The sequence below is a fragment of the Actinomadura luzonensis genome (genome assembly GCF_022664455.2).
Lineage (GTDB): Bacteria > Actinomycetota > Actinomycetes > Streptosporangiales > Streptosporangiaceae > Nonomuraea > Nonomuraea luzonensis.
Genome location: NZ_JAKRKC020000001.1, coordinates 1,375,636 through 1,388,520, shown reverse-complemented (window position 1 = coordinate 1,388,520; position 12,885 = coordinate 1,375,636). Strand labels below are relative to the sequence as shown.

Sequence of the window (12,885 nt, the reverse complement as noted above, 5' to 3'; positions counted from 1 at the left end):
TTGCGTTGGAGAACGAGCGTTCTCTAGGCTACGGGAGAACGCTCGTTCTCCGCTCGTCCGCAGGAGGCCCGATGACCCGCCCGCCCGTCCCGCCGTTCACCGAGGAGACCGCCCGGATCAAGGTCCAGGCCGCCGAGGACGCCTGGAACACCCGCGACCCCGACCGCGTCGCGCTCGCGTACACCGAGGACTCCGTGTGGCGCAACCGCGGCGAGTTCCTGCGCGGCCGCGACGAGATCCGCGCGTTCCTCCGCCGCAAGTGGGACAGGGAGCTGGACTACGCGCTGCGCAAGGAGCTGTGGGCGGTGCTCGGCGACCGCATCGCCGTGCGCTTCCAGTACGAGTGCCGCGACGCCGACGGCCAGTGGTGGCGCAGCTACGGCAACGAGCAGTGGGAGTTCGACGCCGACGGGCTGATGCGGCGGCGCGAGGCCAGCATCGACGACGTCCGCATCGACGAGTCGGAGCGCCGCATCCGCGGGCCGCGCGCGGGCGCGGAGCCGCCGCTGCCGCTCAGGTGAGCAGGTAGCGCAGCCACAGGTACGGCACCGACAACGCCACGGTCACCAGCGTCACCACGAGGCCGTACCTGGTGAACCGCCAGAAGCCGATCGGCGTGCCGTTGCGGGCGGCGATGCCGATGACGACGACGTTGGCCGCCGCCCCGACGGCCGTGGCGTTGCCGCCCAGGTCGGCCCCGAGCGCGAGGGCCCACCAGAGCACCCGCGCCGGTCCTGGGCCGCCGTTGGCCTGGACCAGGTCGGCCACGACGGGGCTCATGGCGGCCACGTACGGGATGTTGTCCACGACCGCCGACAGCCCCGTCGAGGCCCAGAGCAGCACCATCGTGGTCACCGCGAGCCGGCCGCCGGTGGCCGACGCCGCGGCCTCGGACAGCCGCCGGATCACCCCGGTCTCCACCAGCGCCCCGACCATCACGAACAGCCCGGCGAAGAAGACCAGCGTCGGCCACTCCACCTCGCGCAGCGCCTCCTCGGTGGTCACCCGGGTCGCCGCCACCAGCACCCCGGCGCCGAGCAGCGCCACCACGGACGGCTCGTAGTGCAGCACCGGATGCAGCACGAACGCCGCCAGCACCAGCGCCAGCACCGCGAGCGACTGCCGCAGCAGCCGGCGGTCGGCGATGGCCTCCCGCTCGTCCAGCGTCATGATCTCGGCGGCACGGCCGGGGTCGTGGCGGAGGACGTCGCGGAACAGCCACCGGCACAACGCGGCGAACGCGCACACCAGCACCACGATCAGCGGCGTCAGGTGGGCGAGGAAGTCGTTGAAGCCCAGCCCGCCGCGGCCGGCGATGATGATGTTCGGCGGGTCGCCGATGAGCGTGGCGGTGCCGCCGATGTTCGAGGCCATGGCCTCCACGATGAGGAACGGCGCCACCGGCAGCGCCAGCCGCTCGCACACCAGGAACGTGACCGGCGCGACGAGCAGCACCGTCGTGACGTTGTCGAGCAGCGCCGACGCGCCGGCGGTGATGAGGATGAGCAGCGCCATGAGCCGGAACGGCCGGCCGCGCGCCCGCTTGGCGGCCCAGATCGCGAGGAACTCGAAGACGCCGGTCCGCCTGAGCACCCCGACGATGATCATCATGCCGAGCAGCAGGAAGATGACGTTCCAGTCGATCCCGGCCGCCGCCGAGAAGAAGGCCGCGCCCGCGTCGGTGGCGTGGACCAGCAACATGACCGCGGCCCCGCCGAGCGCCGCCGCCACCCGGTGCACCTTCTCGGTGGCGATCAGCGTGTACGCCGTCAGGAAGGCGGCCACCGCCGCCCAGGCCGTCACCGTCAAGCCAGCTCCCCAGATCCCGGACCTGACTTCCCTTCGCGCCGGGTGCAAAACGTGCCCTGCAACCGCTTGCACGAGCAGGTGCCGCGATCACTTCGGCCTGCGACGCAACTGCACACCGAACCCGTTGATGCGCCACGCGCAACACCACGGCCGGATCCCGGCTGCCTGCCCAGCGACGCCGCCGGCGCCCCCACCGGCTTCGCCGCCGTGAACGCCTGGGGGCAGAACGGCACCACGGGCGGCGCGGGCGGCCCGACCGCCGAGGTGGACACCGCGCCCCCCGCGAACGCCGTCCACAACGTCATCGTCCGTAACCTGACCTCAGGCGGCTCCCCGTACGTGACCGTCTCCTGGAACCACACCCACGACCACACCAAGAACATGCTGCTCGGCCACGACGACTCCAACGCCGCCCAGGACGCCGTCGCCCGCCTGAAGGTCACCCACCACCACGACTGGTTCGACCGCACCCCGCAGCGCAACCCGCGCGTGCGCTTCGGCGAGCCGGTCTCCGACCACTACACCGGGCCCGCCGCACGCTGCGCGGCCCGCAACAACGTCTTCGCGGACGAGTCGGGCACGCCCGACTGCAGCGGCGCCGTCCAGGAATCGGGCGCCTACTACGCCTACACGCTCGACGACCCCGCCACCGTCCCCGCGAAGGTCCAGGCGGGCGCCGGCGTCGGCCGGATCGGCCGCTAGATCACCAGGAGCGACTTGCCCACCGTGGCGCGGGCGGCCAGCGCGAGATGCGCGTCGGCCGCCCGCTCCAGCGGGTACGTCGCCCCGATCACCGGCCGCAGCCGCCCCTCGGCGCCCCGCCGCAGCGCCTCCTCCAGCACCTCCCGCACGGCGTCCGGCTTGGGCGGGCCGTCCAGCAGCGGGAAGACCAGCCGGACGCCGCGCCGCTCCGCCGCCTCCTGGTCGGGCGCGGCGAACCCGTCACTCGTCCCGTACGTGACGAACCGCCCGCCGTCGGCCACCGCCTCCACGGCCGCCGAGCCGAGCGCGCCGCCCGCCCCGTCGTACACGAGCTGAGCCCCGCCGCCGGTCGTCTCACGCACGCGTCCGACCCAGTCCGGACGCGTGTAGTCCACCACGGCCTCCGCGCCCAGGTCCCGGGCCAGCGCCAGCTTGCGCTCGCTGGAGGCCGCCGCCACCACCCGCGCGCCCGCCTCGACGGCGAGCTGCACCAGCAGCGTCCCCGCGCCGCCGGCCGCCGCGGACACCAGCACCCATTCGCCCTTCTCCGGAGCGCCGAGCCGGTCCATCATGATCGCGGTCGCGCCGTCGTGGAGGAGCGCCGCCGCCGTCTCGTACCCGAGACCGTCCGGGATCGGGGTGACCTCCTCGACCCCGGCGACGACCCGCTCGGCGTACCCGCTGCTGGTCCGCACCACGACCCGCCGCCCGACCCACGCCGGGTCCACGCCCTCGCCGACCTCGACCACCTCGCCGGCCCCGCCGCCGCCCGGCACGTACGGCAGCTCCCGCGGGAAGAACTCCTGGCCCCACCCGCCGCGCAGCAGCGTGTCCAGGAAGATCACGTCCGCCACCGCCATGCCGACCACGACCTGCCCGGCCCCGGCCCGCGGCTCGGGCACCTCCACCGGCTCCAGCACTTCCGGCCCCCCGAACGAGGCCACCTGAATCGCACGCATCCCGAGAACGACCACCTTTCCTCAGATTCTGTGTCGTCGTCGCTCTCAGTCTTCAACCTCAACCAACCTTGAGGTCAACCCGTGGGTCCTCGGCGAGGACCGTCGTCGCCCTCCGCCACGGCCCGCGCGGCGCGCGAACCCGTACGGTGCCCGCGATCGTCAACCCCGGCACGTCGAGGGCCGTCACGAGGAGCACGTTCGCCGAGCCAGGCCCGACCGGCAGCAGCCAGCCCGCCACCACCCCGCGTCCGCCACCACTCCGGCATCCGCCACCGCTCCGGCATCCGCCACCGCTCCGGCATCCGCCACCGCTCCCGCGCCCGTTACCACTCCCGCGACAGCGCTCCCAGCCATCCACAGCTCCTCGGGCCCACCACGGGCGCTCGGGCCCACCACGGGCGCTCGGGCCCACCGCGGGCGCTCGGGCCCACCGCGGGCGCTCGGACCCGCCGCGGGCGTCGCGCCTGGACAGCAGGCCCTCCACTCCCTTCGCCATTCGATGCCCCACCCGCCCGAGGCGACCGCACGGATCGCACCCAGCAGCATCTGGACGCTACGCCGGGCCGGGTGCCACGCCTGGCCGAGGCGAGACGGCGACGGCCTCGCCGGTCGTAGCGGCCTCGCCGGTTGCCACGGCCTCGCCGGTCGCGAGGGCCTCGCGGGCCGCGATGGCCGCCCCCCGAGCCCCCGCCATGTCCAGATCCGGCACCAGCGCGAACACCGCCGCCTCCCGCTGCTCCACCCGCAGCGCCGTGTGCACCCGCACCCGCTCCAGCAGCCACTCCCGGAACCGCGCCTTGGCCGCCACGACCCCACCGCCCACGAAGTAGGCGTGCGGATCGGTGAAGTTGGCCGCGATGGTGAAGAGCATCCCGAGCGCCTTGGCCTGCTGCTCGAAAACGCTCAACGCGAGCGGATCCTCCCGCTCCGCGTACGCCCGGAGCGCCCGGGCCGCCACGGGAAGCGGTTCGGCGGCCAGCGGATGATCCGGATATTTCGCGATCCAGTACGGCAGCAGATTCTTCTCGATCCCGGTCAGCGACGCGAAGCTCTCGACATCGCCCGCGTTCCCGCAGTTGCACGCCGGCAGCGCCTGCCCGTCCTCCAGCAGCCCGGCCGACGGAAGCGGGATGTGCCCGAGCTCCCCGGCCATGCCCGCCGCCCCCCGTACGACCTGCCCGGCCTCGACGACCCCGCCGCCCAGCCCCGTCCCGACGATCGCCGACACCGACGACGCGCGTCCCGCCCGCTCCGGCCCGAAGTACGTGTAGTGCGCGTAGAGCGCCGCCGCGTTCGCGTCGTTGCTGTACACGACGGGCAGTTGCAGCAGCTCCTCGAGCGCCGTCCGGATGTCGAACCCGGCCCACTCCGGATGCAGGAAATTGGTGGACCCCCGCGACGAGATGACCCCGTCCGCGCTGGCCGGCCCAGGAGTGTCCAGCCCCACCCCCGCCACCGCCGACCTGCGTACCCCGGTGACCTCCAGCACCCGCTCCATCGCCTCCGCCAGCGCCTGCAACGCCGCCTTGGGCCCTTCCCGCACCCTGCTGGGCGACTCGACCATCCCGTCCACCAGGAACCGCCCGGAGCCGTCCAGGACGGTCGCATTGTTGGCGTTGCCGCCGTTGTCCAGACCGACGATGCACCAGGGTGTGGAGCTGCTCATGCCCGCCCCTCAGGGACGCGTGACCGTGACGGAAACCCTCGCCCTCAGCATGCCGGACCGATCAAGCTTCGTACACCCCGTAGCCCCGATCTCGTCGCGTACGAGGAGGTCAGCGGCATCCGGCCGAGCGCCGCCGGTGGACGCGGGCAAACGCGTCGAAGCCCTGCACGCCCTCCGCGGCATCGCCGTCACGGGCCCGCTCGGCACCAACACCTCCAGTACCGAGGCGCGGTCCACAAGGGCCTGACCTGTCCCACCGCACCACCCCCGGGCCCCGCCCTGACCACCATTACGAATGTCGGCCGCGCCGCCCTGTCCTGCCACGTCTTCCAGTACCTCGCCGCGAGCGCCCGCTGCTGCGACCGGCGCCTCGCCTTGGCCACCCACCTCGCCGCCTTCCGCCCCTGGTGGATCCCCCTGACCTCGGGCCACCATCTGCCTGACCTTTCTCACCCTCTCCACGCGGTGGCACCGCCAATTCCCCGGCAGCCCCCTGGAACTCGCCTGGCAATGGGCCTAAAAGCCCCTGGTGCGCCTGCTCTCACCTCGCCTCACCCAGCAGGATCTGGTTGAAGGTGACCTGCGCGACCCTGCTCACCGTCCAAGCAGTCTCACGCACAGCCCTGCGCTCCTGCTCCGTACGCCGAACGAACCCCTGCCCACCGGCACTACACAACTCGTATACGACCCTCCGACACCCACAGGTATGGGAGACGACGCGTACCCGCGGCGTCCGCTTCCCGGGCTCGTACCAGGTCAGCACAACGTGGCCAGGCTTGGGCGGCTCATCATGCGGCCCGTGGTACTCCGAGAAAGTCACCGCGCACTTCCCCGGCGAGGGCCCTGAACGACCTCACGCGGCGCGACGTCGACACGCGCCAACAACAGCCTGCGAACGTGTTCGACCGCGTGGAGCCGGTAACCGTGCCGCCGCAACACCGCCTGCACCTCGGCCGCTGTGATTCCTTCACCCATGGATTGGACCTCCCGGCGTCCGACCACGGAACGCTCGGCGCTGCACCGCCCAGCGCACCCTCTCTTCGCCTGCACGAACGAGCATACGTATAACTCGTATAGCCCGTCTAGCACGTCCTACCCGTACCCAACGTAAGTACCTGGAAGTACGTCCTTAACGTGCTAGCCATGACGGTTGACCAGCTCGACCCCACGCCGATCTACGAGCAGCTGGCCCGCATCATCCGGGACAGAATCAAGGCAGGCGACCTGGAGGAGCGACAGCTCGTGCCCTCCGAGAGCTCGCTCCAGCAGGAGCACGGCATTGCCCGCGGCTCAGTCCGCCGCGCCATGGAACTCCTGCGCGAGCAAGGCTGGGTGGTCACCATCCAAGGCCGCGGAACGTTTGTGGCGCCTCGCGAGCAGTGGCCCGACCAGCGCTGACCGGTGAACTGGAGAGGGCGCCCATGAGCCTGGTCCCGCCTCGCTGGCCCTAGGTTCCCTGTAAGCAAGGCCGTCTATTGGGAAGGAGCGGCATTAAGCGGTCAGACGCGGACGGAAGTGTAAAATCAACTGTTTGGGAGGAAATTTCTTCAATACTCTACTGTTGCAGCTAGTGTGCCGTACGGAGGTAGACTGCCCAGATCTGGAGGGTGAGCACATGGATGACCAAGAGGATCTGGACATCAGATTCGACCACCTTGACACCCAGTGGGGAGATGTCGAGGACGACGAGGAACCGGTGGCGCCCGATGCTGTCTCCCAAGCAGTAGTAACCGACACCGACTGGACAGCCGAAACAATTCTTAGTCAGCTACGCCGAGGTAACATTCAGCTCAACCCGCGGTTTCAGCGGAGAGATGCCTGGGATCTCAAGCGGAAGAGCCGGTTCATCGAATCGCTAATCCTTGGCCTTCCCATACCACAGTTGGTTCTTGCTGAGGATAAGAGGCGACGAGGTTCTTTTCTCGTTCTCGACGGCAAGCAGCGGCTTCTTGCGCTGCGGCAGTTCGCAGAGGGATCATCCTTTGCGGCGAACACAACAGAGGAGTTCCGTAAGTTCAGTCTTAGAGGTCTTGACGTCCGGACAGATCTCAACAGGCAGACTCTGGCGAAGATGGAAAACGATGCGGCCAGAGTCGAGGACTTGAACTCGTTCCTCAACCAGACCATCCGTACGGTCGTGGTGCGGGCATGGCCGAATGAGGAGTTCCTCAATCTGGTCTTCCTGCGCCTGAACACTGGCAGCGTAAGCCTCTCTCCGCAGGAACTCCGGCAGGCGCTTCACCCTGGTGAGTTCACCAACTTCCTTGACGATCATGCGAGCGCCAGCACCTCTTTGCAGAGGGCGCTCAAGCTCAACGGGCCTGACTTTCGAATGCGTGATGTCGAGATCCTGTTGAGGTACTTTGCCTTCTCCTATTATCTGCCTGACTATCGCGGCGACTTGAAGAAGTTTCTTGACGGGACGACCGAGAAGCTTAACCAGAAGTGGCTCGCTGAAGAGTCCGGCATACGGGATGCAGCCCTGCAGTGTGATCGGGCAATCGACTGTACGGTAGCCATTTTCGGCTCGGATGCCTTTCATCGGTGGGATAGGGATCACTACGAGAACCGCTTCAATAGGGCAATCTTCGATGTGATGACCTACTACTTCTCGACACCTTCGGTTAGGGCGGCTGCGCAGGCACGGGCTGTCGACGTCCGTGAGGCATTTCAGGATCTCTGCGATGTGGACACGGAATTCGTGCAAGCGGTGCAGAGTACTACGAAATCCATTAACGCAACTCAATACCGACTTCAGAAGTGGGGCGAAACGCTTGCTCCGATCGTTGGCGAGAACCAGTTGCGGATCCCATATATCGGCGACGATGAGAAGATAGTATTCAAGGCGGATTGATGCCTTCTCCTCGTTTCCAGACTCTCTATGCACGCTTACTAGAGTTACGGAGTAATCTCCTCCCCGAGGAGTTCGACCCGACGGGGCTTTATACGGTTCGCGTGCATGAGAGCGCGAGAGCGTTCCGCCTCCTGGCTCATGCCGAGTTCGAGGCATTCATAGAGGACCGGGCGCAGCAGATCGTTTCTCGGGCTGTAAGTGAATGGCTCGCGCATGGCAATATCAGGCCGAGCCTACTTGCCCTGGTCGCATATGAGAGCTCCTTGGGGTGGAAGGAGACGACCATCCTTTCTGCTAGCGAGAGGCAGAAAAAGGCGCCTAATCTCACCGAACGGGTTGAAGCCGCTCGCAAGAACTATCTGAACTATGTGATCATGCAGAACAACGGCATCAAGGAGAAGAACCTGCTGAGGATCCTCCTCCCGCTGGGTGTTCGGGAGGAGGATATCGACGAGCAGTGGTTGAGTGCTCTCGAAGCGTGGGCGACGGCTAGAGGAGAGCTGGCGCACAAATCGGGGAAGCCTCAGCGATTGCTCGATCCGCAAGTAGAGTATGTGACGGTGCAAGAATTGCGGGATGGTTTTAGGGTGATTGACGAACTGCTAGAGCAGTTGTAGGTCTGCTCACACTATCTCTCTGGTCTGAACGGCCCATCGAGGGCGACCATCGAGTCCTGACGCCTCTGTTTCGATTGCGAGTGACACCCGCCTGAGTTGGTGGCCTCGTGCTGCGTAGCCAGATGCCCTAGCAGGCAGGCTGGCTAAGGGTGTAAAAGTGCCTTGTGCTCACAACACCCCCCGATGACTTGGACGCTCGGGTACGAGCGGCGGCCATGGCTTGGCTTCGGCAGAGATGTACGCCTGACACCCCAATTGTCCGCCGTGACGAGTTGCTTGGCTTCAGGTTCGAGGGACGAGTGTTCCCCTTGATCGACAATCAGCTAGGTATCAGGAAACCCAGAGGTCTGACCGCCGCGCTGTCGATCTTGACCACCTACACGCCTGGAGGCGGGCGGGTGCCTTACGAGGACGAGGTGGGAAGCGACGGCCTGCTGCGCTACAAGTTCCAAGGCAACCCGCAGCACTACACCAACGCTGGGCTACGAGCGGCCTTTCGCGAGGGGGTGCCGCTCATATGGTTCTTCGGAATACAGCAAGGGGTATACCTGCCTTTCTTTCCTGTCTGGATCGTCGGCGTCGAGGCTGAGCAATCACAGGTGGCGGTGGCCTTGGATGAAGCGCAACGATCCCTGCCCATCGGAGGCGTGAGCAGCGAGATCGAACGTCGGTACTCTCTAGGAATCACGAGGCGACGACTGCACCAACCGGTCTTTCGACAGCGGGTCATCCAGGCGTATGAGAGCGCGTGTGCAATGTGCCGGCTCCGGCACCGATCGCTCCTTGATGCGGCTCACATCATTCCTGACCGCGACACCCGAGGTGTTCCAGCTATAGCCAACGGTGTTTCTTTGTGTAAAATCCACCATGCAGCGTACGACGAGAACATTCTCGGAATTCGGCCTGACTATGTCGTCGAAGTACGTGCAGACATCCTACGCGAGATCGATGGACCTATGCTCAAGCACGGACTTCAAGAATTGCACCACCACGCGCTAGCTCTTCCTCGGAGGCGAGCTGATCAACCGGACCCAGTACTTCTGGAGGAACGCTACGACCGCTTTCGAACTGCCAGTTGAGTCCGCAGCCGAGGGGGAACCGGTGAACAGCGTCATGCCCAGCCAGTCACCGGCGGTTGGGTGTGGAGCGTCCATAGCTGTGTTACTTAGCCGTGGCCAGGAGGACAGGTCTGAGCTGGCGGATGAACTCAATGGCATCCGCCCGGTGATCCCGGCCTGAAGCTCCCGGGGTTATCCAGACGGACAGAAGACGGCTGGCGTCCGAGGTCCACGCGTAGGCGTACGTGTTGCGACTGTTCTTGCCATCAAAATTGGCCGTATAACCGGGGCCGAGGCCAGGTGGGAGGTCCACACCGTGGTCATGCTTCTTGGTGTTCGCCAACTCCTCGGCGGATAGGGCGGACGGGTTGTCGAGCTGAATGGAAAGGAGGGAGCCGCGATCGTCGTGCTGCGGGTCGGTCACCACGCAGTAGGAGAACGGTCCTCCTCGCTCGCTGCCGGAAGCCTCGTACATCTCGACGCCGGTCGCGCGGATGATGACCCGCTTCGCGATGAGGCCGCACTCTTGAGGGCTCGCTGTCACGTTGCCCAAGGGGCGGGTGTCGGGTGGTGGGGAGGAGGTGCAGGCCGAGGCCATGGCCATAGCCATGAGCAGAAGGGGCGCGAGGATGGAGGCTCTCATGGGCCGGGCTCCTCGGAGGCGCCTGCTTGCTTGAAGCCGTCTCTGACCGCTCTCATGGGGTCGCGGAAGACCACTCCCGTCTCGCCGAGGCTGAGCCATTCCGAGTAGGCGTCGCGCTGCTGGTGGTTCATCTGGCTCCACAGCACGATCCTGCTGCCATCCAGGAAATCCCCCTCTGAGCCGCGAGGGTAGTTGGTGGACGCGTGAGGGTGGGTGCGGGCGGGAACCTCGCCGTCCCCGAAGAGGCCGTGCCGCATCATGACGTCCGCCGTGATGTCGGTGAACATGTCGATGCTCTGGCCGAGCGTGGAGGCCGCCTGGCTACGCGCCGCGTCCCCCTGTTGGGTTGACATCTGTCCAAACACCGCCGATTTGGCCTGGTCGAAAAGGAAGCTGCTGATCTTGCCCTGAGGCCCTGGAACGAGATCTGCCACGCTCGTCACGGCTTCCTTGAACGCGCCGAACACGCGATCGTGCGCGTCCGCCCTGTCGATGTGGGCGATGTTCCCCGCGTCGGTGATGATGTACAAGGTCTTGCTCAGTCTCTCCACGTCCGTGCTGAAGGCGGCCCCGCCCGGCCCTGCCATGCGGTCCTCCAGGATCCTCTGACGCTGCTCGTTGATCTCGGCGGTGGTCGCCTCAGGATGGGCTCGATGCCACCGCTCGAAGTCCGAGCGCACCTGCTCGGCGACCTTCGCTGCCCGCTCGTTCAGCACGTTGATGCTGTACTGCCCTTGGGCCGCCACTACTGTCTTCAACGCCACCGGGTCGTCGAAGGCCCACTTCATCACGTTCATGACGCCGTCGTGGTCCAACATCGCGCCGTAGGGCTGCACGCCTCGCAAGTGGGGGTCGGAGTCAGGAATCGGGGACACACCGGGTGGTTGGGACACTCGTCGACCCGCGAGACGGTTCAGGTCGCTTGTGTACGCGGCGAGGATGTTGCCTGCGCTCTGCCGGGTGTCGTGGAGGTTGGACTGGACAGCTGGGTTGGACCAGAAGCGCAGCGCCCAGGAGGCAATCAGGGCGGATGTGTAGCCGCGGGACTGGCCCGGCGGGAGGTCGTGGTCGCGGAAGGTGGTGGTGGCGGCTTCCAGGGCGTGGCCGAGGTCGCTGTCCGTGGCCTCGTACCAGACGCGTTCGCGCATCAGGTAGTCGAGGGGTTTGCGGCCGGGGTCGGTGAGGAAGTCCTGGGCGGCGCGGGGGTTGTGGGCGAGGGCGGCGGCGACGGCGGCCATCGGGTCCTTGTACGCGGCCGGGAGGTCGTTCATGGGCTGGGTGGCGGGCATCAGGTTGCGCCAGTAGAGGGAGCCGGGCGGCTGGGCGCGTTCGAAGTCGTAGACCTTGGTGGCGATCTCGCGGAGGAACGGGTCGTCGAAGTGGCCGGTGCGGAGGAGTTTGTTGAGGGCGAAGGCGGTCTCGGGGGTGTCGAGGTGGGCGAGGAGCTGGTCGACGTAGCCCTTGGGGAGTTGCAGGTCGCCGGCGCCTCGGGAGGCGGTGGCGAGGGTGGTGCTGAGGGCGGCGGAGAGTTTGTCCAGTTCGGCCAGGGCGTCCGGGTCGGGGCCGGTGGCGAGGCCGGTCTGGCGGCGGTAGAGCGCGGTGAGGAGTTGGCGCAGGTCGCTCGGGGGGAACTGGGTGGCGAAGGCCAGGGCGAAGTACGGGTCGTCCTGGTGGTGCTGGAGCTCGGTGAGGAGGTGGGGGTCGAGGGTGCCGGTTCTGATGGCGGTGCGGAGGGCGGTGGCCAGGCGTTTCGCGGTTGCGGCGCCGGCTTCCGGGGTCGTGGAGAGCCACTTGGACTCGTCGGCCCAGAGGGAGCGGGAGGTGTTCAGGGCGACCTTCTGGGCGGCGAGCATCAGGTCGAGGCGGCGTTGCAGGTCGGGGACCTTGGCGGCGATCCGGTGGCCGAGGTCGCGGGCCGTGCCGGGGCCGTGGAGGGCGAGGTGGAGCGGGCTCAGGGCCTTGTCGACCTGGACGCCGACGTCGGGGACGGTGTGCGCGAGGCGCTTCATCAGCGCGATGAGCTGGGTCATCAGCGCCGGGTCGATGCTGAGGGGAGTGGCCGGTCCTGGGCTCATGAGCGGGTGCCGTCCGGGCGGAGGGTTTCGAGGAGGCTCAGGGCGCGGTCGAACATGGCGCGGAACGCCTGGTCCCAGCTCTGGACGTCGCGGAGCAGGCGGTCGGCGGCGGGGCCTTTGATCGCGCCCGCGTCGATGAGGTGGATCAGGCCGCGGACGTCGCCGCCGTGCTGGTCGCGCAGCTGCTCGATGTGCCGGCGGGCGGCCGAGATTTGCTCCTGTGTCGCCATCCTGGGTCCTTCGGAGCTGGTCGGCGGGCGGTGACCAGGCGAAGAGTACCCAGGTGAGGCGGGCCGCATGACGTCTTTCATGGTGGCGTCCGCAAATGGCATGTCGGATTCCGGGTCATAGCAGTAAAAGGACGCGGTGGGGTTCGGTTTTCGGCGTCACAAAGGGGTTCGGGCGGTGGACGTGAAAGTTTCACCAGGCGAAAAGTGAGTTGTTAGGGGCTGGCCTGGCAAGACGGCCATGGCGGGATGAAACGGGCGGGCGGGGGCATTGA

At 67.4% G+C, this 12,885-nt stretch carries 12 protein-coding genes; 6 read left to right on the top strand and 6 right to left on the bottom strand.

The window, feature by feature from the left end:
• Positions 1 to 71 precede the first annotated feature (71 nt).
• Entirely contained in the window at positions 72 to 521 is a 450-nt protein-coding gene (locus MF672_RS06590; RefSeq protein WP_242374812.1) for a nuclear transport factor 2 family protein, read from the top strand.
• Here MF672_RS06590 and MF672_RS06585 read toward each other — a convergent pair.
• Positions 514 to 1,803 carry an ArsB/NhaD family transporter gene (locus tag MF672_RS06585; RefSeq protein WP_444861113.1) on the bottom strand — a complete coding sequence of 430 codons (1,290 nt, stop codon included), beginning with the start codon at positions 1,801 to 1,803 and terminating at the stop codon, positions 514 to 516. The genes MF672_RS06590 and MF672_RS06585 overlap by 8 nt on opposite strands.
• A 213-nt stretch (positions 1,804 to 2,016) precedes the next feature.
• Between MF672_RS06585 and MF672_RS06580 the strand changes: the two genes are divergently transcribed.
• On the top strand, positions 2,017 to 2,511 hold the full coding sequence (locus MF672_RS06580) for a pectate lyase family protein (RefSeq protein WP_242374814.1): 495 nt from the start codon (positions 2,017 to 2,019) through the stop codon (positions 2,509 to 2,511).
• Here MF672_RS06580 and MF672_RS06575 read toward each other — a convergent pair.
• Both MF672_RS06575 and MF672_RS06570 read right to left on the bottom strand, forming a co-directional pair.
• Entirely contained in the window at positions 2,508 to 3,470 is a 963-nt protein-coding gene (locus MF672_RS06575) for a zinc-binding dehydrogenase (RefSeq protein ID WP_242374815.1), read from the bottom strand. The two genes, MF672_RS06580 and MF672_RS06575, sit on opposite strands and share 4 nt — an antisense overlap.
• Positions 3,471 to 4,023: 553 nt before the next feature.
• Positions 4,024 to 5,136, bottom strand: coding sequence for an ROK family protein (locus MF672_RS06570; RefSeq protein ID WP_242374816.1), 1,113 nt, complete (start codon positions 5,134 to 5,136; stop codon positions 4,024 to 4,026).
• A 1,143-nt stretch (positions 5,137 to 6,279) separates the two neighbouring features.
• Here MF672_RS06570 and MF672_RS06565 point away from each other — a divergent pair.
• From MF672_RS06565 to MF672_RS06550, 4 genes are all read left to right on the top strand, one after another.
• On the top strand, positions 6,280 to 6,534 hold the full coding sequence (locus MF672_RS06565; RefSeq protein ID WP_242374817.1) for a GntR family transcriptional regulator: 255 nt from the start codon (positions 6,280 to 6,282) through the stop codon (positions 6,532 to 6,534).
• A gap of 217 nt (positions 6,535 to 6,751) precedes the next feature.
• A complete protein-coding gene (locus MF672_RS06560; RefSeq protein ID WP_242374818.1) occupies positions 6,752 to 7,990 on the top strand; it encodes a DUF262 domain-containing protein in 1,239 nt (412 codons plus the stop codon).
• Between the two features lie 101 nt (positions 7,991 to 8,091).
• The gene (locus MF672_RS06555; RefSeq protein WP_242374819.1) at positions 8,092 to 8,607 is read left to right on the top strand and encodes a HEPN domain-containing protein; all 516 of its coding nucleotides are present in this window, start codon (positions 8,092 to 8,094) and stop codon (positions 8,605 to 8,607) included.
• Between the two features lie 308 nt (positions 8,608 to 8,915).
• Entirely contained in the window at positions 8,916 to 9,686 is a 771-nt protein-coding gene (locus MF672_RS06550) for an HNH endonuclease (RefSeq protein WP_242374820.1), read from the top strand.
• Positions 9,687 to 9,768: 82 nt separating this feature from the next.
• Here the strand turns inward: MF672_RS06550 and MF672_RS06545 are convergent, their stop codons facing one another.
• From MF672_RS06545 to MF672_RS06535, 3 genes are read right to left on the bottom strand one after another with little or no spacing between them, the layout of a single operon-like run.
• Entirely contained in the window at positions 9,769 to 10,308 is a 540-nt protein-coding gene (locus MF672_RS06545; protein ID WP_242374821.1) for a hypothetical protein, read from the bottom strand.
• A complete protein-coding gene (locus MF672_RS51265; RefSeq protein WP_302893170.1) occupies positions 10,305 to 12,383 on the bottom strand; it encodes a DUF6571 family protein in 2,079 nt (692 codons plus the stop codon). The genes MF672_RS06545 and MF672_RS51265 overlap by 4 nt, the downstream gene beginning before the upstream one ends.
• Complete coding sequence (locus MF672_RS06535) at positions 12,380 to 12,613, bottom strand: hypothetical protein (protein ID WP_242374823.1); 234 nt, start codon at positions 12,611 to 12,613, stop codon at positions 12,380 to 12,382. The genes MF672_RS51265 and MF672_RS06535 overlap by 4 nt, the downstream gene beginning before the upstream one ends.
• Between the last annotated feature and the right edge of the window lie 272 nt (positions 12,614 to 12,885).

Excerpts from the sequence above, each read along its gene's own strand:
- MF672_RS06590 (WP_242374812.1), top strand. The coding sequence starts at position 72 with ATGACCCGCCCGCCCGTCCCGCCGTTCACCGAGGAGACCGCCCGGATC.
- MF672_RS06575 (WP_242374815.1), bottom strand. The coding sequence starts at position 3,470 with ATGCGTGCGATTCAGGTGGCCTCGTTCGGGGGGCCGGAAGTGCTGGAG.
- MF672_RS06570 (WP_242374816.1), bottom strand. The coding sequence starts at position 5,136 with ATGAGCAGCTCCACACCCTGGTGCATCGTCGGTCTGGACAACGGCGGC.
- MF672_RS06565 (WP_242374817.1), top strand. The coding sequence starts at position 6,280 with ATGACGGTTGACCAGCTCGACCCCACGCCGATCTACGAGCAGCTGGCC.
- MF672_RS06560 (WP_242374818.1), top strand. The coding sequence starts at position 6,752 with ATGGATGACCAAGAGGATCTGGACATCAGATTCGACCACCTTGACACC.
- MF672_RS06545 (WP_242374821.1), bottom strand. The coding sequence starts at position 10,308 with ATGAGAGCCTCCATCCTCGCGCCCCTTCTGCTCATGGCTATGGCCATG.
- MF672_RS51265 (WP_302893170.1), bottom strand. The coding sequence starts at position 12,383 with ATGAGCCCAGGACCGGCCACTCCCCTCAGCATCGACCCGGCGCTGATG.
- MF672_RS06535 (WP_242374823.1), bottom strand. The coding sequence starts at position 12,613 with ATGGCGACACAGGAGCAAATCTCGGCCGCCCGCCGGCACATCGAGCAG.